This window comes from Rhodanobacter ginsenosidimutans, from assembly GCF_042655685.1.
Lineage (GTDB): Bacteria > Pseudomonadota > Gammaproteobacteria > Xanthomonadales > Rhodanobacteraceae > Rhodanobacter > Rhodanobacter ginsenosidimutans.
This window is the reverse complement of sequence record NZ_JBHSMM010000003.1, coordinates 77,337-98,873: the sequence shown is the minus strand read 5'-3', so window position 1 is coordinate 98,873 and position 21,537 is coordinate 77,337. Positions and strand designations below refer to the sequence as shown.

The following is a 21,537-nucleotide window of genomic DNA, read 5'->3' as shown; positions in this document are numbered from 1 at the left end:
GGCACTTCGGTGCCCGCGCCCGACCGCCCGCCGGGAGCGGCTTCGGCTTTTGCAAATCCCAAATCCCGAACCCGAATCCCCGTCCTAGTGATACCCCTCCCCCGCGCGCACCTTGCCGCGAAACACGCGGTACGAGTACGCGGTGTAGAACAGCACCACCGGGATCATGATCGCCGCGCCAACCAGCACGAAGCCCTGGCTGGACGGCGGCGAGGCGGCGTCCCAGATGCTCATCGTGGGTGGCACGATGTTCGGCCACATGCCGACCACCAGGCCCAGGAAACCCAGCGCGAAGAAACATAGCGCCAGCACGAACGGCGCCACCTCGCGATTGGCCAGCACGGCACGCCACAGCCATGCGGCCACCACCACGGTGAGGATCGGCAGCGGCGACAGGTAAAGGAAGTTGGGCCAGGCGAACCAGCGATCCATCAGCCGTGAATCCAGGAACGGCAGCCACGCGCTGACCATGACCATGAACGCGATCACCGCCAGCATCAGCGGCCGGGTCAGATCGCGCGCGATGCGTTGCGGGCGACCCTCGGTCTTCAATACCAGCCAGGTCGCGCCGAGCAGGCCGTAGCCGAACACCAACGCCATGCCCGTGAGCACCGAGAACGGGCTGAACCAGGCAAACGCGCCGTGCAGGTACTTGCCGCCTTCCAGCGGCATGCCCTCGACGATGGCGCCCAGCATCAGGCCCTGCGCGAACGCGGCGACCACCGAACCCAGGTGGAACCCCACGCCCCAGATGCGCCGCGAACGGTGCGCGCGGAAGCGGAATTCGAACGCCACGCCGCGGAAGATCAGCGCGATCAGCATGGCCAGCACCGGCAGGTACAGGCTGGACAGGATGACCGCATAGGCGCGCGGAAACGCGGCCATCAACCCGGCGCCGCCCATCACCAGCCAGGTTTCGTTGCCGTCCCAGATCGGCGCGGCGGTGTTCATCATCAGCTCCTGCTGCGCCTCGTCGTCGGCAAACGGCGCAAGGATGCCGATGCCGAGCACGAAGCCGTCCAGCAGCACGTACATCATGATCGCGAAGCCGATGATGAGGAACCAGACCACCGGCAATGTCGTGGAAAGTTCCATGCTCAATCCTCCCTGCGGTCGTCGACCACGGCCAGCGGCCGCGACGCGGTGGCCTCGAAGCCGAACCGCGGCGGCGCAGTGTCCGGCCCGGTGCGCAGTACCTTGAACAGGTACCAGCTGCCGAAGCCGAACAGGATCATGTAGGTCACGAAGTAGACGATCAGCGAAGTCAGCACGCTGGACGCGTGCACTGGGCTGGCCGCGTCGACGGTGCGCAGCACGCCGTAGACCACCCATGGCTGGCGCCCGATCTCCGCGGTGTACCAGCCGGTAAGCAGGGCGATGAAACCGGCCGGCATCATCGCCATCCAGCAACGCAGGTACCAGCGGCTGTCGAACAACCGTCGTCGCCACCACAGCAGCAGGCCGACCACCGCCAGCGCCAGCATCAGCAGGCCGAGGCCCACCATGATGCGAAAGCTGAAAAAGGGTGCCGCCACCGGTGGCCGGTCTTGCGGCGCGAAGTCCTTCAGCCCCTGCACCTCACCGTTCCAGCTGTGGGTGAGGATCAGGCTGCCAAGATGCGGCACGTAGACGGCGTAATCGTTGCGCTCGGCCTTTTCGTCCGGCCACGCAAACAAGGTCAGCGGCACGCTTTTTTCGGTAGTCCAACGCGCCTCGATCGCCGCCAGTTTAGCCGGCTGATACTCGCGCACCACCAGCCCCGACATGTCACCGACAAGGATCTGCAGCGGGATCACGATCGCCACGAAGGCCAGCGCACAACGCAGCATCAGCTGCGCCTTGTCCTGCCACACCCCGCGCAGCAGGTACCAGGCCGACACGCCGCCAACCACCAGGCCGGTACTCAGGAAGCAGGCCAGCACCATGTGCACCAGCCGCGTCGGGAAGGAGGGATTAAAGATCGCCGCCCACCAGTCGGTGGCCTGGATCACCCCATCGACCATCGTGTAGCCCTGCGGTGTCTGCATCCAGCTGTTCGCCGCAAGGATCCAGAAGCTGGAGATCAGCGTGCCCAGCGCCACCATGCAGGTGGCGATGAAATGGGTGCGGTGGCTGACCCGGTTCCAGCCGAACAGCATCACCCCGAGGAAGGTGGCCTCGAGGAAAAACGCGGTCATCACCTCGTAGTTGAGCAGCGGCCCCAGCACGTTGCCGGCCACCGTCGACAGACCGGCCCAGTTGGTACCGAACTGGAAACTCATCACGATGCCGGAGACCACGCCCAGCCCGAACGAGCCGGCGAACACCTTCATCCAGAAGAAATACAGGTCGCGCAACATCGCGCTGCGCTTGCGCAGCCAGAGCGCCTCCAGAAACACCAGCCAGCTCGCCAGGCCGATGGTGAATGCGGGAAACAGGATGTGGAACGACATCACGAAACCGAACTGGATTCGCGACAGGAATTCGGCGGTCGGCACAGTCATCTCCCGCGGGACGAATCCGCGGACTATAGGCTTCGCCATGTGAAAGCCTCACCATCGCGACGATTCGCCACGCCGTTGGTCGGCAGGGTCGCTCCCTTCTCCCTTCGGGAGAAGGTGGTCCGCTGGGCCGGATGAGGGTACGGCCGAAGACGGATTCCCCACTCCGGCCGAACCCTCTCCCCAACCCCTCTCCCGAAGGGAGAGGGGCTTCATATCAACGCATCGCCAACAAGGCTTCGATCTCATCCGCCTCGCGCGGCAGCGCGGCGCTGAGCACCTCGTTGCCCTCGCGCGTTACCGCCACGTCGTCCTCGATGCGGATGCCGATGCCGCGCCAGCGCTCCGCCACCGAGAGATCGTCCGGCGCCACGTACAGGCCCGGCTCCACCGTCAGCACCATGCCCGGCTCCAGCAGGCGCGAGTCGCCGCCCACGCGGTAATCGCCCACGTCGTGCACGTCCAGCCCCAGCCAATGGCCGGTTTTTGCCGGGAAAAAGCGCCGGTAGCTGCCGCTGGCCACCGCCGCGTCGGCGTCGCCTTTCAGCAGGCCCAGCCGGCACAGGCCTTCGGTCAACACCTGCACCGCCGCCGCATGCGCCGCATTGAACGGCTGACCTGGCCGCACGGTGGCGATGGCCGCCTGCTGCGCCGCCAGCACCACGTCGTAGAGCGCGCGTTGCGCGGTGCTGTAGCGGCCATTCAACGGAAACGTGCGGCTGATATCGGACGCATAGCCGTCCATTTCGGCGCCCGCATCGATCAGCAACAAATCGCCATCGCGCAGCGGCGCGCGATTGGCGCGGTAGTGCATCACGCAGGCGTTGACGCCGGCGGCCACGGTGGGAGCGAACGAGGCGACCGCGCCGTGGCGGCGAATCGTCCGCAGCAGCTCGGCCTCCACCTCGTATTCGTGCGCGCCGCCGCGCGCCACCTGCCAGGCCGCGCGGTGCGCCTCGACCGCGATGGCGGCGGCGGCGCGCATCAATTTCAGTTCGCCGCGCGATTTGTACAGGCGCAGGTCGTGCAGCAGATGACCCAATGCCGCGAATTCCTTGGGCACCACACCGCCGCCGCGCAACTGGCGCAGCCGGCGCATCCAGCCCATCAATTGGGCGTCGAATTCCGGCTCGCGGCCGAAGTGGCAGTACACGCGGGCGCGGCCTTCGATCATGCCGGGCAGGATGTCGTCGATGTCCTCGATCGGAAACGCGTCGTCCATGCCGTAATCGGCGACGGCGCGTTCGGTGCCCACCGACTCGCCGTGCCAGCGCTCGTGCTCGGGATCGCGTTCACGGCAGAACATCACCGCTTCGCCATGCTGGCGACCCGGCAGCAAGGCCAGCACCGCGGCGGGTTCGGGCCAGCCGCTCAGATAATGGAAATCGGAATCCTGCCGGTACGGCCAGGCGGCGTCGGCGTTGCGCATGCGCTCGGGCGCGGCCGCCAGCAGCAGCACCGCATCGTCGCCTGCCATGTCCATCAGCTGGCGGCGGCGGCCGGCGAATTCGGCAGGGCTCAGCGCCAGCGACGCGTCGCTCCCGCTCGCGGCGATACCCGTCGTGGGCGCAAGGTTCAATGCAGCGTGCCGCTGGCCGGATCGCTGCCGGCGGTGCATTCGGTGTGCAGCAGCAAGGCGCCCACACGCACGAATTCCTGCACTTCGATCAGCGCATCCTCGTCTTCCTCCTCGTTCTGGAAGTCGAACGCGGAACCGGCAATCGTGCCCAGATCGCGCAGGATCTCCTGCGCCTCGTCCGACAGCTTGGCGTGGGCCGGCGCGCCGGCCAGGCCGAAGCCGCCCAGGAAGCCACGGCACCATTCCACCAGCGCCTCGGCGCGCTCGACCAGCGGGCGGTCGTCTTCGGGCAGCAGCGGCTCGAAGCCCAGCTCGGGATCGGCCAGCTCGGTTTCGCTCTGCCGCGCCAGTTGCCGCAGCACCGCCACGTCGGTCGCTTCGGGCGTCTCCACCTCGGCATCCAGGTGCAGCGCGGCCAGCACCGAGGTACCGCGCAGCGAGCCGCCGCCGGCCAGGTAGCCGCACAACGAGCCGTGCAATTCGCTGGCATCGGTGCCCAGTTGCAGGCGCATGATCACCGCGTCCAGTTGGTCATGACTGACCAGTTCGGTGTCTGTCATGGCGTACTCCTCTGAAGATTTGGCGGCCAGTTTAGTGCAGCCCACCGCGACCGCTTCATTCGTGTCGGCGACCCCGCTGACTTCGCTGGGCGTACTGCTATAGTTTCACGCATGAATACGCCTGATGCCGTTCAGCATGAGATAGCCGCCCTGGCCGAGCAGCTCGATCGCCTGCTGGAAACCGTGCGGCGCCTGACCGAGGAAAACCGCAGCCTGCGCCACAGCCAGGAACAGCTGACCGGCGAGCGCGCGGGCCTGATGGCACGCAACGAACTGGCCCGCAGCCGGGTCGAGGCGATGATCCAGCGACTGAAATCCCTCGAGAGCAACGGTTGATGAACACCCCTGTCAGTGATCCGGTCGCACTGCGTCTGATCGATCGTGAGTTCCTGATCGCCTGCTCGCCAGAGGAGCGCGAGGGGCTGCTGGACGCGGCGGTTTTCCTGGACCGCAAGATGCGCGAACTGCGCGCCAACGCGCGCGCGCCGAGCTTCGAGCGCCTGGCCGTGCTGGCCGCCATCAGCGTCACCCACGAGCTGATGGCCCTGCGCAAACAGCATGAGACGCAGGAACAGCGCCTCAGCGAAGGCCTGGCCACGCTGCGGCACAAGCTGGATGCGGCGTTCGAGGAAAACCTGGTCAAGCGCTGAACCGCGGCCGTGCGCCGCACTCGCTTTCCGGCGACCAGCCTTCTAGAATCAACCCCGGCGTTTTCTGTGATGTGCGCCAGCACACTCTTACATTTGCCTTGTTCCTAAATACGGCCCCGGGTCGGCTTCACATCGGTTGTTGTGCATGTCCGCCACGTGCGGAAAGCCTCGAGACCATGTAGCCCTCCCACCTGATCCTCGTGGATCAAGGTCGTTTGGTGGGCAGCGGCATTGCGGTTGACGCCACCCTTTCGCGCCCCGTTCGTCAACCGACGAACGGGGCGCATTTCGATCGGAGACACGCGCCCCGTGGACGCCCCCGCCCAACGCCGCGAACTTCGCCAGCAACTGGCCGAGCGCCGCCGCGCACTCACGCCGCTGGAGCGCATCACCGCCGCGCAGGGCCTGCGGCGCACGCTCGAACAGCTGCCCGAATACTTCACCGACGCCCGCGTGGCCGGCTACTGGGCCAGCAATGGCGAGCTGCCGCTGAACGTGGTGATCCCGCCGCTGGCCGCGCGCGAGCAGCAATTCCTGCTGCCGGTGATCGGCACCGACCGGCAGCTGCGGTTCGCACCGTGGCAGGCGGGCGACGCGGTGCAACCGAACCGCCACGGCATCCCCGAACCGGTGGCGCCGGCGACCTGGTTCGCGCCGTTCCAGCTCGACCTGGTGCTGGTACCGCTGCTGGGCTTCGACCGCCGCGGCCACCGGCTCGGCTATGGCGGTGGTTACTACGATCGCAGCTTTGCCTTCCTCAAGGATCAGGTCCGGCCCACCGAGCCGTTGCTGGTCGGCATCGGCTACGCGTTCCAGGAGCTGGACGCGATCGACGCCGAGCCATGGGACGTGGCGCTGGATTTCATCGCCACCGAGCGCGAATTGATCGACTGCAATGGCGAACCCGACAGCAAGGTGAGCGCATGAATTACTGGTTGATGAAATCCGAGCCCGATGCGTTCTCCATCGACGATCTGAAACGCAAGAAACAGGAAGCCTGGGACGGCGTGCGCAACTACCAGGCGCGCAACTTCATGCGCGACGGCATGCGCCCGGGCGACCGCGTGTTCTTCTACCACTCCAACTGCGCCGTACCCGGCATCGTGGGCATCGCCGAGGTAGCCACCGACGCCTACCCCGACCCCAGCCAGTTCGACCCGAAAAGCCACTATTTCGACCCCGCCAGCACCCGCGACAAACCGCGCTGGATGCTGGTCGAGGTGAAGTTCGTGAAGAAGTTGAAGCGCACGATCAGTCTGGACGAACTGAAAGGCGATCCCGCACTGGCCGGGATGGCGCTGGTGCGCAAGGGCAACCGGTTGTCGGTGATGCCGGTCGATGCCGCCGACTGGAAATACATCCTCGCGATGGAATGAAAGGCCCGCGGGTGCGGCGAGGCTCGCCGCGCCGCCGGCCCGTCGTCATAATGGGGTTTTCGCCGAGACGACATGCCCATGAGCAACGCCAACGAGAAGCGCCAGGCCGGTGAGGCCGCCATTCGCTACGTGGAGGATGGCGCCATCGTGGGCGTGGGTACCGGTTCCACCGTGGCGTTTTTCATCGAGGCGCTGGCCGATCTGCGCGACCGCATCCAGGGCGCCGTCTCCAGCTCGGAACAATCCACGGCGCACCTGAAGAAGCTGGGCATCCCCGTGCTCGACCTCAACGCCGCCGGGCCGTTGTCGCTGTACGTCGACGGTGCCGACGAATGCGACCCGCACAAGCGGTTGATCAAGGGTGGCGGGGCCGCGTTGACGCGCGAGAAGATCGTCGCGGCGGCGGCGCAGAAGTTCGTCTGCATCATCGATTCCAGCAAGCAGGTGGACCTGCTCGGCCGGTTCCCGCTGCCGATCGAGGTGATCCCGATGGCACGCAGCCTGGTCGGCCGCGAGATCGTGAAGCTGGACGGCCAGCCGGTGTGGCGCGACGGCGTGGTCACGGACAACGGCAACTGGATCATCGACGTGCACGGCTGGCGCATCACCGACCCGGTCGAGCTGGAGGGCAAGCTCAACCAGCTGGCCGGCGTGGTTACCGTGGGGCTGTTCGCCCGACGTCCGGCGGACGTGGTGCTGGTGGGCGACCGGGAAATCTGAGGCGACGCCAACCCGTCACCACCGGCGCGCGTTGGCACGCCGGTGGCCGCGCTCAGGCCGGCGACGCCGGGTGGCGATGTTTGCCGAGCTTGATGTGGCGATCCTTCAGGCGCGCCTCGCGCAGCCGCCGCGCGTGCGCGGACAGGATGTCGCCGCGGGTGAGGATGCCCACCAACCGATGCGGTGCCGTCTGGCTCACCACGATCAGACGACCCACCTGCTCGGCCACCATGTGGTCGGCGGCTTCGCGCAGGGAATGGCTCTCTTTCACCATCACCGGCGGGCGCGTGACCAGCTCGCCCACGGTCAACGTGTAGTGCCATTGCGGGTCGAGCAGCGACCGGCGCGTGAGCACGCCACACACCTTGCCGCTGGCATCCACCACCGGGAAACCCTGGTGCTGCGCCTCGGGCGCACCCTCGCTCAGCCAGCGCCGCACTTCGGCCAGGGTCTGGTCTGCGCGCAGGGAGAACACGTCGCGGGCGCAGGCCGTGCCGACCGTCACCTGGTCCAGGTAATCGGCCGCGTATTCCGACGGCACGCGCACGCCGCGACGGGCGATCTTCTCGGTCATGATGGTGTTGCGCATCATCACCGCCGAAATCAGGTACGCCGCCGTGCAGCCGCCCAGCAGCGGCAGCAGCGCCGCGGGCTGGCGCGTGGTTTCGAACGCGAACACCACGGCGGTCAGCAGCGCCCGCGACGAGCCGGCGAAGATCGCCGCCATGCCCACCAGCGCGGCGATGCCCATGTTCACGTGGATCCCCGGCAACCAGTGATTGATGCCGATGCCGACCACGGCGCCGAGCGAGCCGCCGATCATGAACAACGGCGCCAGCGTGCCGCCCGACGTGCCACTGCCCAGCGCGATCACCCACGAGATGAATTTCAACGCGCCGAAGCTGAGCAGCACGGTGAGGCCGAAATGCCCCTGCACCAGCGCATCGATGTTGTCGTAACCCACGCCGAGCGTGCGCGGCTCGATCCAGCCGATGAAACCGGCGATCAGCGCGCCGATCGCCGGCCACCACATCCAGTGGATGGGCAACTTGGCGAACAGATCCTCGACTCCGTAGACGGCTTTGGTAACCCATACGGAGGCAAAACCCACCACGGCACCGATCAGCACGAAGCTGATCAGCGCCATGCCGCCTGGCTCGGCCACGTTCGGCATCGGGAACACCGGAGCGGCACCGTAGGTGGCGTAGCGGATGCCGACCGCGGTGACCGTGGCCAGCGCAACCGGGATCAGCGAACGCGGACGCAGCTCGAACAACAGCAGTTCGACCGCGAGCACCAGCGACGCCACCGGCGCGCCGAACACCGCCGCCATACCTGCGGCCGCACCCGCGGCCAGTAGCACCTTGCGCTCGTTGGCGGTCACATGCAGCAGCTGACCCAGCAGCGAACCCAGCGCGCCGCCGGTGGAAATGATCGGGCCCTCCGCGCCGAACGGGCCACCCGTGCCGATCGCGAACGCCGACGACACCGGCTTCAACCAGGTCATCCGCGCGGGAATGTTCGACTCATTGGTGAGGATCTGCTCCATCGCCTCGGGAATGCCATGGCCCTGGATCGCGCGCGAACCCCAGCGCGCCATGATGCCCGCCAGCAAGCCGCCGATCGCCGGAATCAGGATCACCCAGGCGCCCAACTGGTTGCCTGCCGGCGACAGCACAAACGAGCCCTCGCGCGCCGTGGGGCCGATCACGTCGGACACGCGTCCGTAAAACGCCACATCGGTGATCACGTTGATCATGAACATCAGCAGCTGCGCCGCCCAGGCCGCCAGGGCACCGAGTGCAATGGCGAGCACGCTGATCAACAGGATGCGGTGCGTGACCAGGGTGGACTTGCGCGGCATCTGCGCCGCATCCAGCGACAAACCCAGCGCCGGCGCCACCGGCAGTGCGTCGGTGCTGCCAACAGTACGTACATCGGCTTGACCCGGTGGCTTGCTTGTATCTGGGTTGGTCATGGTTTTCGGCGAGGCAAAGGAGTGAATGTTACTTTGTTACGGAAGGGGAGCAAAGGTGGAGTGGGGTCTTGGGCTGGGTTTCGTGGGGAAAAATGGCTTGGATGTGGACGCGGATTGCGAGTCCATGAGGGGCGCAGTGCGGGAAATGTCGAGTTACGCGGTTCGTTTCCCGCTGGATCAAAAGCCGCCATGGAACGGGACGCTGGTTTGCGTGGCGAGGCCTGGGATTGTTTGGCCCATCCATGGGCCAGGCCGCGCTGCGCGGCCTGCGGCTGTCCAACAAGTTCAGACAAAATTGTCTACAGCGAAGGCAGGATGCCGAAGCGAACATCGGCGCAGCCGATGGGCTGAAGGGCGAGGTACGAGACGTGCCGAAGGAGGTGGTTCGTCTCTGTGTCCCAGTCAAAGCAAAAAGACCGCCACGAACGGAGTCCCGGTTTGGCTGGGAGACTAGGATTGTTTGGCCCATCCATGGGCCAAACCCCGCTTCGCGGGGCCAGCCTGCGGCTGTCCAACAAGTTCCAGACAAAATTGTCGAACGTGGTTTGCCTCCTGTGTCCCAGTCAAAACAAAAAGCCCCGCCATGGGCGGGGCTTTTTGTTTTGGCTGGGAGACTAGGATTCGAACCTAGATAGACAGCGTCAGAGGCTGTTGTCCTACCGTTAGACGATCTCCCAATAACACGCGGTTCGGTGGGCTCTGACTGGTGGCACCGGACCGTGAAGCGTGGGCCTTTCGGCTTAGCGCTTCGAGAACTGGGTGGCGCGGCGGGCTTTGTGCAGGCCGACCTTCTTGCGTTCCACTTCGCGGGCATCGCGGGTCACGAAACCGGCTTTGCGCAGCGGCGACTTCAGCGTTTCATCGTACTCGATCAGGGCGCGGGCGATGCCCAGGCGGATCGCGCCGGCCTGGCCGGTGATGCCGCCACCAGCAACGGTGACCGTGATGTCGAACTTGCCGGTGTTCTCGGTCAGTTCGAGCGGCTGGCGCACGATCATGCACGAGGTTTCGCGACCGAAGAACTGCTCAAGCGCCTTGCCGTTGACGACGATGTCGCCCTTGCCCTTGCGCAGGAACACGCGGGCGGCGGAGGTCTTGCGGCGGCCGGTGCCGTAATTCTGCTGGATTGCCATATCGGTTCCTTAAATTTCCAGCGCCTGCGGCTGCTGTGCGGTATGCGGATGCTCGGCGCCGCCATAGACCTTGAGCTTGCGGTACATCTCGCGGCCCAGCGGGTTCTTCGGCAGCATGCCCTTGACGGCGATCTCGATCACGCGCTCCGGGTAGGTCGCCAGCAGGTCTTTCAGGCTGGTGGTCTTCAGGTTGCCGACGTAACCGGTGAAGCGGTGGTACTTCTTGTCGTCCAGCTTGGCACCGGTAACGTGCACCTGCTGCGCGTTGATCACCACGATATAATCGCCGGTGTCGCAATGCGGGGTGTATTCCGGCTTGTGCTTGCCGCGCAGACGACGAGCGATTTCAGTCGACAGGCGACCGAGCGTCTTGCCCGCGGCATCAACCACGAACCAGTCGCGCTTGACGTTGTCTGCATTGGCGCTAAACGTTTTCATTTCAAATACCTGGTATGCCGCCGTTGTAGGCGGTACGCGTCATCGGTGGATCAAAGGCGCGAGATGATAGCGGAGCCATCACTCGTGGCGCAAGCCCACCGACCGGCGGGCTGTGAGCTGGCAATGATAGCATGACGGGCATGCCGCTTGAAAAGTCCCCCACTCTCGCTTCGGCCGGGCGCATCGTCGAGCTGGCCGACCAATGCGTGCAGTGCGGCCTTTGCCTGCCGGTTTGCCCCACCTACCAGATGGACCGCAACGAGGCCGAATCCCCGCGCGGCCGCATCGCCATCGCCGCCGCGCTGGCGCGTGGCGAGGTCGAGCCCACCGCGGCGTTGCGCCTGCACCTGGATCATTGCCTGGGCTGCCTCGATTGCGAAAAGGTCTGTCCGGCCCACGTGCAATACGACGAGTTGCTGATCGAGACCCGCGCCCTGCTGGGCCCTTCCGCACGACGACCACGATGGCTGCTGAAACTGCTCCAGCGCCCTGCCTGGATGCACGCGCTGCGCCGCCTCGGCCACGTACTGGCGATGGATCGCTGGAAAGGCTGGCTGGTGCGATGCCTGCCGCGCGATTCGACCACGCGCGCCGCCTTGATCGTCTTGCCGACCGGCGCGGTCACCGCGCCGATGGCTGCGGAAACCGGCGAAATCCGTGCGGAAACGCCAATGCTGGCGTTGTTCCCCGGTTGCGTGGCCAGTGTCGAGGACGCCGAGGCGCAGGCCGCCGCCGTAGTCCTGTTGCGTGCTGCCGGCTTTCAGGTGCGCGTGCTGCCGGCGTTCTGCTGTGGCGCGATGGATCTGCATGGCGGTGAGGCGCAAGCCGCGGAAAGAGCGGCGCAGCGCGTGCGCGAGGCATGGCAATCCAGCGGCGCCAGCGGGCTGGTTTCGGTGACACCCGGCTGCCTCGGCAGCTTGCGTCGCGCCTTGCCCGGCGTGCCCGTGGCCGATCCGTTCGAGCTGCTGGCTGCGCGCGCCGACACGCTGCGGTTTCGCCCGCTGGCACGGCGGATCGCGCTGCATCTGCCCTGTACGCAGGTCAATGTGGCGCGCAGCGAGTCGGCGATGCTGACCCTGCTGCGACAGGTTCCGCAGCTCGACGTGCAGCCGCTGCCGCGCCCGCCGTATTGCTGCGGCGCGGCCGGTAGCCACATGCTGGAATTCCCCGCCCGGGCCGCCGAATTGCGCGACGGCACGCTGCGGCAAGTCGCCTTGCTGGAGCCGCAGGGCTTGCTGTCATCCAATATCGGTTGCCGCCTGCATCTGGCCGTCGGAGCCGACGGCCAGTGGCCGACGCAACATCCGCTGGCCCTGTTGGCGCAGCAGCTCGACACCGACCACCCCGCTACCGATACCCCGGATAATCCATCCCATGAACGTGCGCACCCTGAGCCCCTTCGATCGCCTGCTTGACCGTTGCGAGCGCGCGCTGGAAGCGATTGCCGGCATGCCCATGGCCAAGCGCCCGTCACCGGCCAATGGCATCGCCGAAGCCGATCTCGATGATGCCGAGCGCCGCCACGCCGCGGGGCTGATGCGCGTCAATCACACGGGCGAGGTCTGCGCGCAGGCGCTGTATTTCGGCCAGGCCGCGCTGGCCCGCGACGCTGCCAACCGCGCCCACCTGCTGCACGCGGCGGCGGAGGAAACCGATCACCTGGCCTGGTGCGCGCAGCGGCTGCAGCAACTGGACAGCCGCCCCAGCCTGCTCAATCCGCTGTGGTATGCGGGCAGCTACGCGATCGGCGCGGCGGCGGCCCTGGTGGGCGATCCGGTCAGCCTGGGCTTCGTGGTGGAAACCGAGCATCAGGTGGAAGCGCACCTGGCCGAGCACCTGGAAAAACTGCCCGCGGCAGACGAACGTTCGCGCGCCGTGCTGACCCGGATGCAGGCCGACGAAATCCGTCATGCCGATGCCGCGCAGCAACGCGGCGGCATCGCCCTCCCATTTCCGCTGCCGCAACTGATGCACGCCAGCTCGATGGTGATGAAAACCGTGGCTTACCGCATCTGACCGAAGCTGCCTCCGGGGCAATAGCCCCAGCCCGAGGCCTCGATGTGGAAATGCGTGCGGTGGGCGGCGTTGTAATCCGGCCCCAGCAGCATGCCGGCGACCGCGCAGCCGCGATCATGCACCCGGTGCAGAAACCGGCCCATGGGCCCGACATCGTCCCAACCTTTGCCGATCTCGACACGCCGGCCATCGGCCAGCCGAAACCCGGTGATATCGATGGCCTGCGCGCGGGCATGCCGGCTCAGCGGCGCATCGTTGCGGTGATAGACATTGCGGCAGGCATAGCTGCCCACGTGGTCGATGCGCACCACCGGCTGATGAAACGACGCGTGCCCCGCCGGCTGCAACGCATCGCGGTCGAACAGCACCAGCGTGGCGGCCAACGGGCACGACATCACCGCCGGGCTGGACAGCGTGGCCACGCCGGTACCGCGCAAGCGCACCGCGTCATGCCAGCCGCAACCGCCTGGACCCGTGCGATCAGGCACCGGCGCGAACCGCACGTCCGCCTGGCGCAACGCGGCCAGGCAACGCGTTGGATCGGCCGCGAGGCGGCGCATCTTGTAACGCAGGAAGCGGTCCGGTTCAGCGCGCAGATCCAGCGGCGCCCAGGGGTTGTAGCGATCCGGCGGACGCCAGCCGCGAACCCAGACCAGGGCGACGAGGGAACCGAGAAGCAGCAGGAGCAGCCACGCGCGCATGGCCAAAGCCTAGGGCGACAGGCGTGAAGGCATCCGCCGCCTGTCCGTATACCCGCGTCAGCCAGCGCTCGCCACGCGGTCCAGTTCACGCCGCACCTCGTCCGACAACACCAGATCGGCCGCCGCCAGGTTCTCGTGCAAATGATCGACCGACGACGTACCGGGGATCAGCAAGATGTTGGGCGAGCGCTGCAGCAACCAGGCCAGCGCCACCTGCATCGGTGTGGCACCGAGGCGCGCGGCCACGTCGGACAGGGTCGACGATTGCAGCGGACTGAAACCGCCCAACGGGAAAAATGGCACATAGGCGATGTCGTCGCGGGCCAACTCATCGATCAAACCATCGTCGTCACGATGCGCGAGGTTGTACTGGTTCTGCACGCAGACGATCTTGCAGATGCGGCGGCCCTCCGCCACCTGCGTGGGGGTGACGTTGCTCAGGCCGACATGGCGTACCAGGCCCTGCCGTTGCAGGTCGGCGAGCACCGAGAGCGGCTCCGCGATCGAGCCTTCGGCCGGCCCATGCGTGTCGAACATGATGCGCAGGTTGACCACGTCGAGCGCCTCCAGGCCCAGGTTGCGCAGGTTGTCGTGCACGGCAGCCGTCAGCTCCTCGCGTGAGAACGCGGGCAACCAGCCGCCCTTGTCATCGCGCCGCGCGCCGATCTTGGTAACGATGACCAGATCGTCCCGATACGGATGCAGGGCGTCGCGGATCAGCCGGTTGGTGACGTGCGGGCCGTAGAAATCGCTGGTGTCGATATGGTCGACACCGCTTTCGACCGCGGCACGCAGCACCGCCAGCGCGGCGTTGCGGTCCCGTGGCGGGCCGAACACACCGGGGCCGGCCAACTGCATCGCGCCGTAACCCAGCCGATGGACGCGACGGTCGCCGAGCTGGAAGGTGCCGGACTTCGTGATGTGGGACATGGTCAATCTCCTGTCGGGGGAATCCAAGCGTAAAACCTGCCGGATAGCGCGATAAGCGGTAACAATCCGCACGACTTGTACCGTTTTCCGCACAATGGAGATCCAGTGGAGAAAACGATGAAACCCAACCTGGCCGACCTGAACGCATTCGTGACCGTGGCGACCGCCGGCGGTTTCCGTGAAGGCGCGCGCCTCAGCGGCGGCAGCGCGTCCATGCTCAGCGAGGCGGTGCGCCGGCTCGAAACGCAGCTGGGCGTACGCCTGCTCCATCGCACCACACGCAGCGTGGCGCCAACCGAAGCCGGCAAGGGCTTGCTGGAACGGCTGCGCCCGGCCCTGGCCGAGGTGGAGGGCGCGCTGGACGTGGTCAACCGTTTTCGCGAACGCCCCGCAGGCACCTTGCGGCTCAACGTACCGATGAGCGCCTCGCGGCTGGTGTTGCCCGCCATCGTGCCGCCGTTCCTGGCGGCCTATCCCGAGATCCGTCTGGAAGTGCTCACCGACGAAAGCTTCGTCGACGTGCTGGCCGCCGGCTGCGATGCGGGCATCCGCTACGACGAACGGCTGGAGCAGGACATGATCGCGGTGCCGATCGGGCCCCGCGTGCAGCGCTTCGCCACGGCCGCGTCGCCGGCCTACCTGGACCTTCACGGCCGCCCGCAGCATCCGCGCGACCTGCTCGCCCACGCCTGCCTGCGTGGCCGCTTCGCCAGCGGCAACATGCCCGCCTGGGAGTTCGAGAGGGACGGCGAAACCGTGCTGGTGGAACCGACCGGGCCGCTGGTGGTGCGCATGGGCGGCGCCTCCGACCTGGCCGTCGACGCGGCGGTCGCCGGCTGCGGCATCGTGGCGATGTTCGAGGACTGGATCCGCCCGCAGCTGGACAGCGGCGCGCTGGAAGCGGTGCTGGAGCCGTGGTGGCTGTCCTTCCCCGGCCCCTTTCTTTATTACCCCGGACGACGGCTGGTGCCGGCACCGCTGCGCGCCTTCATCGATTTCATCAAGGCGAACGGCTGACACAAAAAAAACCCCGCTTTCGCGGGGTTTTTGATCACAACGTGCGGACAGTGCGGATCACTTGCCGCCCTTGTCGGTCGAGAAGCGATAAACCATGCGGTTTTCATACACCTGCCCCGGCTTCAACACGGCCGAGCCGAACTCCGGATGGTTGGGCGTGTCCGGGAACAGCTGCGGCTCCAGCACGAACGCGTCGCCCTGGCGATACGCGTGCCCGGATTTGCCCACCGTGGTGCCGTCGAGGAAATTGCCGGAATAGAACTGCAGGCCAGGCTGATCCGAATACAGACGCAGCACGCGACCGCTGTCGGGCGATTCCACCTGCGCCACCAGTCGCGGCTTGGCGCTCTTCGCGTGGCTGATCACCCAGTTCATGTCGTAACCCTTGCCGGTCATCAACTGGTGTGAATGGCCATCGCGGACGTCCTTGCCGATCGCCTTGGCCTGGCGGAAATCGTAGGGCGTACCGGCCACCGCAAGGAAAGCGCCGGTCGGGATCAGGGTGTCGTCCACCGGCGTGATTTCGTCGGCCGGGATCATCAGCCGTTGATCCATCGCCGTGCCCGAGCCCTCGCCGTTGAGGTTCCAGTAGGTGTGGTTGGACAGGTTGACGATGGTCGTCTTGTCCGTGGTGGCGCGGTGATCGATAGTCAGCTGATTGTCTTCATCCAGCGAGTACGTGACCGTGAGCGACAGGCGGCCGGGATAACCCTGGTCGCCGTCGGGGCTGACGTCGCTCAGCGTGACGCTGGCCGTGGGGCCCTGCTTCACGGACGTGACTTTCCACAACCGCGTGTCGAGACCGCCGATTCCCCCATGCAGGGAGTTGGGGCCGTCGTTGAGGGTGAGCTGGTGGTGCACGCCGTCAAGCGTGAACTGGCCCTTGTCGATGCGGTTGGCGAAGCGGCCGACGGTGGCGCCGAAGAACTGGCGTTTGGACAGATAGCCGTCCATCGTGTTGTAGCCCAGCGCCACATCCGCCAGCTTCCCGTTGCGGTCGGGCGTGATGAGCGACTGCACCCGCGCGCCGTACGCGATCACCGTGACGCTGGTGCCGTGCCCGTTCTGCAATTTGACCGCCTCGACCTTGCTGCCGTCGGGCATCGAGCCAAAACTGGAACGCGTGGCGGTCGTGGCCAGCGCGGCGCTCGGCAGCAACAGCGCACAGGCGAGGCTCAACATCAGGTGGCGATGGGGATTCTTCACGGACAGGCTCCTCGCAGTGGAATGGAACGGCATCGTGCGCGCCTCGCGAACCAGCCGGCCGCGAGGCGCACGCCGTCAGATGCCGATATCGCGCAGGCGTACACCGGACATCAGCTTGCGTTCGATGTTCTCCAGGGTCACGCCCTTGGTCTCCGGCAACAGTCGCCAGACCAGGCCGATGAACAGGAAGTTGAGCACCGCATAGAGGGCGAACGTGGGCCCGGTACCCAGCGCCGTCAGCAGCGACAGGAAGGTGGCGCCGACGACGAAGTTGCTCACCCAGTTGGTCACCGTCGAGCAGGACACGCCGAAGTCGCGACCGTTCAGCGGCTGGATCTCCGAGCACAGGATCCACACCACCGGCGCGGCGGACATCGCGTAGGCGATCACGAACGCGACCAGCAGCGCGATGGCGATACCGGCGGAATATCCGGACCCCAGCCCCACATGGAACAGTGCCGCCATGCCCAGCATGCACAGCCCCATGACGGAGTAGCCGATGTACAGCAGCGGCTTGCGGCCCAGGCGATCGACCTGGTTGATGGCGATGAAGGTGGCCAGCACCATCAGCGCGCCGATGGCGACCGTGCCCCACATGCGATTGGCCCCGGTGGCGATACCGGCCAGGCCCAGGATCTTCGGCGCGTAATACAGGATCACGTTGGCGCCGGTGAATTGCTGCATGAACTGCAGCAGCATGCCCAGGAAGGTGGAGCGGCGGAAATTCGGATTCGTGCGGAACAACTTGAAGCCGTTGCCCTCCACCTGCAGGCTCACGCTGATGGCCGCCATTTCCGCCTCGGCGACGCTGAGGTCGTTTTCCCTCAGTTTCAGCAAGACGGCGCGCGCCTCGTCATCCCGCTTCTTGGACATCAACCAGCGCGGGCTGGTCGGCAGGAAGAACATCGTGATCACAAGGATGGCCGCAAACGGTGCCATCGACCCCAGCATCAGGCGCCAGTTGCCGGAATAGCTGAGCCCCGCACCGATCAGGTAGGCGAGCAGGATGCCGATCATGATCGACAACTGGTAACCGGCGATCAGCGCGCCGCGATTGCGTTCAGGCGACATCTCCGACAGGTAGATCGGCGCGATGTAGGACGAGATGCCCACCGCGATACCCAGCAGGCCGCGCATGACGATCAGCGTGGTCGACGACATCGCCACGGCGCAACCGACCGCGCCCACCACGAAGATCACGCCGCTGATCAGCAAGGTCACCCGGCGACCGAAACGGTGCGACAGCCAGCCGCCGCCGATCGCGCCCACCGCCGCGCCGGCCATCATCGCGGCGACGATCATTTCCTGGACCAGGTCGGAGGCGTGGAACGCTTCGGCGATCAGCGGCAACGCGCCCGAGATCACGCCGATGTCCATGCCGAACAGCAAGCCGGCAAGGGCGGCGATGGGCCCCACGATGTAGATGATGGGCAGGGGCTTCCTGTGCTGCCCCTTGGGTACATCGAGAGGCGTCACGGCGGTTGCCTCACTGTCGGACTGATACATGCTCTTCCCCTTCGAAACCGGTTATGTGGTGCTGTCGATACAGGTGCCGCCCCGCTCCCCGCGGGATGCACACGCAACTCCGATCTGCGGTATCAGGCCGCCATGCAGGCCGCCTTCACCGCCGTGTAGAACTCCGCCGCGTACCGTCCGTGTCCCTTGCGCCGTCTCTCGATCCCTTGCCGGCCATGAGGCGCCGGCATGTCTTCATCGTGGCTGTCGTCACAGCCTACAGTGGCTGCACGCCACCGATCGAAAAGTCGTCCTCGACGACCTGCAACGTATTGCGCAGTGGCGCGCCCATCGCCGGCAGGTCGATCTCGAACTCGTCGCCCGGCTCCACCCGGATGCCGTCGGCGAAGCTCAGCGTCGCCGTGCCCATGAAGTGCAGATGGACGTCGCCCGGGCGGCGGTGGGCGGCGTACTTGAAGTGATGGTATTCAAGGTTGTCGAGCGTGTGGCACATGTTCGACTCGCCGGTGACGAAGGGCTTTTCCCAGATCACCTTGCCCTGGCGGCGGATGCGGCTCTGCCCGCGCAGGTCGTCCGGCAGTTCGCCGGTCCACAATTCAGGCCCCACGGCGCACTGGCGCAATTTCGAGTGGGCCAGATAGAGATAATTCTGACGCTCGGTCACGTGGTCGGAAAATTCGTTGCCCAGCGCGAAGCCCAGGCGTCGCGGCGTACCCGCGTCGTCGATGAGGTAGATGCCGACCAACTCCGGCTCCTCGCCCCCATCCAGCGCGAAGCCGGGCGACGACAGCGCCGCGCCCGTGCCCACCACGATGTGGCCATTGCCCTTGTAGAACCACTCCGGCTGCACGCCGGGGCGACCGTCGGTCGGGCGGCCGCCTTCCAGGCCCCAGCGGAAGATGCGCATCGAATCGGTCAGCGTTTCCTCTTCGACCTTCGGCTTGGCTTCCTGCTGATGCATCGCGTCGCGGGTGGCGGCGCTGCCGGTATGGGTCAGACCGGTGCCGGTCACCAGGCAATGCGCCGGGTCCGGGTGCTGCAGCGGCGGCAGCACGCGGCCATTGGCGAGCAAGGTGGGGTAGTCGAACGACTCGTCGCGCGGCCGCGCGCCGATCAGCGCGGCCAGTGACTGGCCCGAAGCCAGCGCCTCCTGCGCCAGGGCGTACAGGTTCTGCGCACCGGCCAATGCCTTCACGGTGGCGCCACTGGCATCGACCTCGCCCACCCGGGGCGTCCGGGCATCGTCGACGAACTGGATCAATCGCATACAAACATCCTGACAGCTGGGGAATGCGCCCGGCCAAGGTCGGGCAGCGGGAGCAAGCCAAGCCTGGCTGTCCCGGATCATTGCCCATTCTGCCGGGGCCATGTATACACAACAAATATGGCTTTTAGGTCAAGTGATACCTAAACGCGTATGTTGTTTTTCGCGCAGGAGTACCCGTTGTGTCCCAGGAAAAACCGTGGTTTCTGCGCGCGCGACTGAAGACGCGGCAGTTGCTGCTGCTGGTCGCCATCGATGAGCAGGGCAATATCCACCGCGCGGCGGAGTCGCTGGACGTGTCGCAACCGGCGGCTTCGAAACTGCTCAAGGACCTCGAAGACCTGATGGAGGTGCCGCTGTTCGAACGCATGCCGCGCGGCATGCGCGCCACCTTGTACGGCGAGGTGATGATCCGCCATGCGCGCATCGCGCTGGCCAGCCTCGGCGAAGCCGGCGACGAGATCGAATCGCTGAAGGAAGGCTACGCCGGCACCGTGCGCGTGGGCGCCATCCAGGGGCCGGCGGTCACGCTGATTCCCGAAGCCATCAAGCGCGCCTTGCAGGAGCGCCCCCTGCTGCGCGTCTCGATGCTGGTGGAGAGCAGCGACGTGCTGATGGAGCGCCTGGCGCAACGCAAGCTGGACATCCTCGTGGCCCGGCTCTTTGCCCGGCACGACAAGAGCCAGCTGCATTACCAGGCGCTGGCCGAGGAACAGATCTGCGCCATCGTCAGCCCCGACCACCCGATCCTGGCCCTGAAAAAACCCTCCCTGGCCGACATGGCGCGATACGGCTGGATCGTGCCGCCTCCGGGCAGCGTGCTGCGGCACCGGTTCGAGCTGCTGTTCCACAATACCGGGCTGGCCCTGCCCGAGCGGCTGATCGAATCGACGGCACTGGTGTTCGTGCTCAACATGTTGCGGCGCACGGATTACATCAGCGTGATCCCCACCGATGCGGCCGAGTACTACGTGGCGCACGGCGTCATAGCGCAGGTGCCGGTGGAGCTGGCCTGCAAGATGGACGACTTCGGCATCATCACGCGCAAGGACTGGCTGCTGTCACCGGCGGCCCGATGCATGCTGACGGCGCTGAAGCAGGCCGCCAGCGACGTCTACGGGTTGCCGCGGCTCGACTGACGGAGGTGGCCCGTCAGGTCCAGCCGGCGTCGACCACGAACTCCTGCGCGGTGCAGGCGCGCGACGCGTCCGAGGCGAGAAACAGCGCCATCGCCGCGATGTCCTCGGGCATCACCTTGTCGGGAAGGCACTGGTTTTTCATCAGCTCCTTCTCGCTCTCGGCATCCAGCCACTGCGTGATCTGGCGCTCCGTCATCACCCAGCCGGGGCTGAGCACGTTGATGCGGATGCGATGCTCGCCCAGCGCCTTGGCCATGCCGCGCATCATGCCGTTCATCGACGACTTGGCGGTGGCATAGCAGGGGTAGCCCGCGTTCTTGGTCTGCCAGCCGGTCGAACCCAGGTTGATGATGGAGCCGCGACCCTGCTCACGCATGCCCGGCACCACCGACTGGATCGCAAAAAACGCCGCGCGCTGGTTGACGCCGATGCGCTGGTCCCAATAGTCGGGCGTGACATCCTCAAGCGCGTGGCGATCGTCGCTGCCCACGTTGTTCACCAGCACATCGAACGTGCCCAGCGCCTGCGCCGCGTCGGCGATCGCCTGCTGCAGCGACGGCACATCGGTGACATCGCAACGGCGCCACCACGGCGCGGGGCCGAGACCCTGCGCGCGCAACCGCTCGACCAGGGCCTCGCTCACCGCGGCATTGATGTCGACGAACGCCACCTGCGCACCCTGGCGCACGAACGCTTCCACCAGCGCTTCACCGATACCGCTGCCACCGCCGGTGATGAACACCCGCCGCGAGCGCAGGTCCGGATAAAGCGTGTCGCCAAGGGCCGCGCCACTGCCCTGCTGCCGAGCGGATGATGCCTGCATGGGTAACGATCTCCACCGTTCTTTCGATACGTTTATGCGTATCAATAACGC

At 66.3% G+C, this 21,537-nt stretch carries 22 protein-coding genes, 1 tRNA gene and 1 other RNA gene; 10 read left to right on the top strand and 14 right to left on the bottom strand.

The features are described from left to right. Window positions 1-84 precede the first annotated feature (84 nt). From cydB to ACFPK0_RS13080, 4 genes are all read right to left on the bottom strand, one after another. Window positions 85-1,095: a cytochrome d ubiquinol oxidase subunit II gene (gene cydB, locus ACFPK0_RS13095; RefSeq protein ID WP_377341335.1), complete on the bottom strand. Its 1,011-nt coding sequence runs from the start codon at window positions 1,093-1,095 to the stop codon at window positions 85-87. A 2-nt stretch (window positions 1,096-1,097) separates the two neighbouring features. Beyond that, window positions 1,098-2,483, bottom strand: coding sequence for a cytochrome ubiquinol oxidase subunit I (locus ACFPK0_RS13090; RefSeq protein ID WP_377341333.1), 1,386 nt, complete (start codon window positions 2,481-2,483; stop codon window positions 1,098-1,100). Between the two features lie 214 nt (window positions 2,484-2,697). Next, complete coding sequence (locus ACFPK0_RS13085; RefSeq protein WP_377341331.1) at window positions 2,698-4,059, bottom strand: aminopeptidase P N-terminal domain-containing protein; 1,362 nt, start codon at window positions 4,057-4,059, stop codon at window positions 2,698-2,700. Beyond that, window positions 4,056-4,619 (bottom strand): UPF0149 family protein, encoded by a 564-nt coding sequence (locus tag ACFPK0_RS13080; protein WP_377341329.1) that lies wholly within the window; start codon window positions 4,617-4,619, stop codon window positions 4,056-4,058. The genes ACFPK0_RS13085 and ACFPK0_RS13080 overlap by 4 nt, the downstream gene beginning before the upstream one ends. A 111-nt stretch (window positions 4,620-4,730) precedes the next feature. Here ACFPK0_RS13080 and ACFPK0_RS13075 point away from each other — a divergent pair, with 111 nt between their 5' ends. The 6 genes from ACFPK0_RS13075 to rpiA all read left to right on the top strand — a co-directional run bounded on the left by ACFPK0_RS13075 (window position 4,731) and on the right by rpiA (window position 7,365). After that, on the top strand, window positions 4,731-4,955 hold the full coding sequence (locus ACFPK0_RS13075; protein WP_056084889.1) for a TIGR02449 family protein: 225 nt from the start codon (window positions 4,731-4,733) through the stop codon (window positions 4,953-4,955). Then, a complete protein-coding gene (locus tag ACFPK0_RS13070) occupies window positions 4,955-5,269 on the top strand; it encodes a cell division protein ZapA (protein WP_056084886.1) in 315 nt (104 codons plus the stop codon). The genes ACFPK0_RS13075 and ACFPK0_RS13070 overlap by 1 nt, the downstream gene beginning before the upstream one ends. A gap of 58 nt (window positions 5,270-5,327) precedes the next feature. Then, window positions 5,328-5,513, top strand: a non-coding RNA gene (gene ssrS, locus ACFPK0_RS13065) — 6S RNA. A gap of 65 nt (window positions 5,514-5,578) precedes the next feature. Continuing rightward, window positions 5,579-6,196, top strand: coding sequence for a 5-formyltetrahydrofolate cyclo-ligase (locus ACFPK0_RS13060; protein WP_056607734.1), 618 nt, complete (start codon window positions 5,579-5,581; stop codon window positions 6,194-6,196). Beyond that, entirely contained in the window at window positions 6,193-6,645 is a 453-nt protein-coding gene (locus ACFPK0_RS13055; protein ID WP_377341326.1) for an EVE domain-containing protein, read from the top strand. Before ACFPK0_RS13060 ends, ACFPK0_RS13055 begins: the two co-directional genes overlap by 4 nt. A gap of 78 nt (window positions 6,646-6,723) precedes the next feature. After that, on the top strand, window positions 6,724-7,365 hold the full coding sequence (gene rpiA / locus ACFPK0_RS13050; RefSeq protein WP_056084873.1) for a ribose-5-phosphate isomerase RpiA: 642 nt from the start codon (window positions 6,724-6,726) through the stop codon (window positions 7,363-7,365). A 52-nt stretch (window positions 7,366-7,417) separates the two neighbouring features. Here the strand turns inward: rpiA and ACFPK0_RS13045 are convergent, their stop codons facing one another. The 4 genes from ACFPK0_RS13045 to rplM all read right to left on the bottom strand — a co-directional run bounded on the left by ACFPK0_RS13045 (window position 7,418) and on the right by rplM (window position 10,914). After that, on the bottom strand, window positions 7,418-9,343 hold the full coding sequence (locus ACFPK0_RS13045) for a chloride channel protein (RefSeq protein WP_056084870.1): 1,926 nt from the start codon (window positions 9,341-9,343) through the stop codon (window positions 7,418-7,420). A gap of 603 nt (window positions 9,344-9,946) precedes the next feature. After that, window positions 9,947-10,020 (bottom strand) — tRNA-Gln (locus ACFPK0_RS13040). Between the two features lie 63 nt (window positions 10,021-10,083). Then, the gene (gene rpsI / locus ACFPK0_RS13035) at window positions 10,084-10,476 is read right to left on the bottom strand and encodes a 30S ribosomal protein S9 (RefSeq protein ID WP_377341323.1); all 393 of its coding nucleotides are present in this window, start codon (window positions 10,474-10,476) and stop codon (window positions 10,084-10,086) included. Between the two features lie 9 nt (window positions 10,477-10,485). After that, entirely contained in the window at window positions 10,486-10,914 is a 429-nt protein-coding gene (gene rplM / locus ACFPK0_RS13030; RefSeq protein WP_056085180.1) for a 50S ribosomal protein L13, read from the bottom strand. A gap of 140 nt (window positions 10,915-11,054) precedes the next feature. On the opposite strand from rplM, the gene ACFPK0_RS13025 reads away from it, so the two are divergent. Next, complete coding sequence (locus tag ACFPK0_RS13025; protein ID WP_377341320.1) at window positions 11,055-12,329, top strand: (Fe-S)-binding protein; 1,275 nt, start codon at window positions 11,055-11,057, stop codon at window positions 12,327-12,329. Then, window positions 12,289-12,930 (top strand): 2-polyprenyl-3-methyl-6-methoxy-1,4-benzoquinone monooxygenase, encoded by a 642-nt coding sequence (coq7, locus tag ACFPK0_RS13020; RefSeq protein WP_377341318.1) that lies wholly within the window; start codon window positions 12,289-12,291, stop codon window positions 12,928-12,930. The genes ACFPK0_RS13025 and coq7 overlap by 41 nt, the downstream gene beginning before the upstream one ends. Here the strand turns inward: coq7 and ACFPK0_RS13015 are convergent. Together ACFPK0_RS13015 and ACFPK0_RS13010 are read right to left on the bottom strand one after the other, a co-directional pair. Further along, the gene (locus ACFPK0_RS13015) at window positions 12,918-13,631 is read right to left on the bottom strand and encodes an extensin-like domain-containing protein (RefSeq protein ID WP_377341316.1); all 714 of its coding nucleotides are present in this window, start codon (window positions 13,629-13,631) and stop codon (window positions 12,918-12,920) included. The two genes, coq7 and ACFPK0_RS13015, sit on opposite strands and share 13 nt — an antisense overlap. A 57-nt stretch (window positions 13,632-13,688) precedes the next feature. Next, entirely contained in the window at window positions 13,689-14,561 is an 873-nt protein-coding gene (locus tag ACFPK0_RS13010; protein WP_377341314.1) for an aldo/keto reductase family oxidoreductase, read from the bottom strand. Between the two features lie 138 nt (window positions 14,562-14,699). Here ACFPK0_RS13010 and ACFPK0_RS13005 point away from each other — a divergent pair, with 138 nt between their 5' ends. Beyond that, window positions 14,700-15,578, top strand: a complete 879-nt coding sequence (locus tag ACFPK0_RS13005) for a LysR family transcriptional regulator (protein WP_377341490.1) — start codon at window positions 14,700-14,702, stop codon at window positions 15,576-15,578. A 57-nt stretch (window positions 15,579-15,635) separates the two neighbouring features. Here ACFPK0_RS13005 and ACFPK0_RS13000 read toward each other — a convergent pair whose 3' ends face one another. The 3 genes from ACFPK0_RS13000 to araD1 all read right to left on the bottom strand — a co-directional run bounded on the left by ACFPK0_RS13000 (window position 15,636) and on the right by araD1 (window position 19,527). Next, window positions 15,636-16,784, bottom strand: coding sequence for an aldose epimerase family protein (locus ACFPK0_RS13000; RefSeq protein ID WP_377341312.1), 1,149 nt, complete (start codon window positions 16,782-16,784; stop codon window positions 15,636-15,638). A gap of 75 nt (window positions 16,785-16,859) precedes the next feature. Beyond that, a complete protein-coding gene (locus ACFPK0_RS12995) occupies window positions 16,860-18,260 on the bottom strand; it encodes a sugar porter family MFS transporter (protein ID WP_377341310.1) in 1,401 nt (466 codons plus the stop codon). Window positions 18,261-18,516: 256 nt separating this feature from the next. Beyond that, window positions 18,517-19,527 (bottom strand): AraD1 family protein, encoded by a 1,011-nt coding sequence (gene araD1 / locus ACFPK0_RS12990; RefSeq protein WP_377341308.1) that lies wholly within the window; start codon window positions 19,525-19,527, stop codon window positions 18,517-18,519. A 179-nt stretch (window positions 19,528-19,706) separates the two neighbouring features. On the opposite strand from araD1, the gene ACFPK0_RS12985 reads away from it, so the two are divergent. Further along, window positions 19,707-20,663 carry a LysR family transcriptional regulator gene (locus ACFPK0_RS12985; protein ID WP_056084848.1) on the top strand — a complete coding sequence of 319 codons (957 nt, stop codon included), beginning with the start codon at window positions 19,707-19,709 and terminating at the stop codon, window positions 20,661-20,663. 13 nt (window positions 20,664-20,676) lie between these two features. On the opposite strand, the gene ACFPK0_RS12980 is transcribed toward ACFPK0_RS12985, so the two are convergent. After that, complete coding sequence (locus tag ACFPK0_RS12980; protein WP_056607748.1) at window positions 20,677-21,486, bottom strand: SDR family NAD(P)-dependent oxidoreductase; 810 nt, start codon at window positions 21,484-21,486, stop codon at window positions 20,677-20,679. Window positions 21,487-21,537: the final 51 nt, after the last annotated feature.

Coding starts and splice junctions, on each gene's coding strand:
- coq7 (WP_377341318.1), top strand. CDS start 12,289: ATGAACGTGCGCACCCTGAGCCCCTTCGATCGCCTGCTTGACCGTTGC.
- rpiA (WP_056084873.1), top strand. CDS start 6,724: ATGAGCAACGCCAACGAGAAGCGCCAGGCCGGTGAGGCCGCCATTCGC.
- ACFPK0_RS13090 (WP_377341333.1), bottom strand. CDS start 2,483: ATGACTGTGCCGACCGCCGAATTCCTGTCGCGAATCCAGTTCGGTTTC.
- cydB (WP_377341335.1), bottom strand. CDS start 1,095: ATGGAACTTTCCACGACATTGCCGGTGGTCTGGTTCCTCATCATCGGC.
- ACFPK0_RS13070 (WP_056084886.1), top strand. CDS start 4,955: ATGAACACCCCTGTCAGTGATCCGGTCGCACTGCGTCTGATCGATCGT.
- ACFPK0_RS12980 (WP_056607748.1), bottom strand. CDS start 21,486: ATGCAGGCATCATCCGCTCGGCAGCAGGGCAGTGGCGCGGCCCTTGGC.
- ACFPK0_RS13025 (WP_377341320.1), top strand. CDS start 11,055: ATGCCGCTTGAAAAGTCCCCCACTCTCGCTTCGGCCGGGCGCATCGTC.
- ACFPK0_RS13010 (WP_377341314.1), bottom strand. CDS start 14,561: ATGTCCCACATCACGAAGTCCGGCACCTTCCAGCTCGGCGACCGTCGC.
- ACFPK0_RS13045 (WP_056084870.1), bottom strand. CDS start 9,343: ATGACCAACCCAGATACAAGCAAGCCACCGGGTCAAGCCGATGTACGT.
- ACFPK0_RS13055 (WP_377341326.1), top strand. CDS start 6,193: ATGAATTACTGGTTGATGAAATCCGAGCCCGATGCGTTCTCCATCGAC.
- ACFPK0_RS13075 (WP_056084889.1), top strand. CDS start 4,731: ATGAATACGCCTGATGCCGTTCAGCATGAGATAGCCGCCCTGGCCGAG.
- ACFPK0_RS13080 (WP_377341329.1), bottom strand. CDS start 4,619: ATGACAGACACCGAACTGGTCAGTCATGACCAACTGGACGCGGTGATC.
- ACFPK0_RS13015 (WP_377341316.1), bottom strand. CDS start 13,631: ATGCGCGCGTGGCTGCTCCTGCTGCTTCTCGGTTCCCTCGTCGCCCTG.
- rplM (WP_056085180.1), bottom strand. CDS start 10,914: ATGAAAACGTTTAGCGCCAATGCAGACAACGTCAAGCGCGACTGGTTC.
- rpsI (WP_377341323.1), bottom strand. CDS start 10,476: ATGGCAATCCAGCAGAATTACGGCACCGGCCGCCGCAAGACCTCCGCC.
- araD1 (WP_377341308.1), bottom strand. CDS start 19,527: ATGCGATTGATCCAGTTCGTCGACGATGCCCGGACGCCCCGGGTGGGC.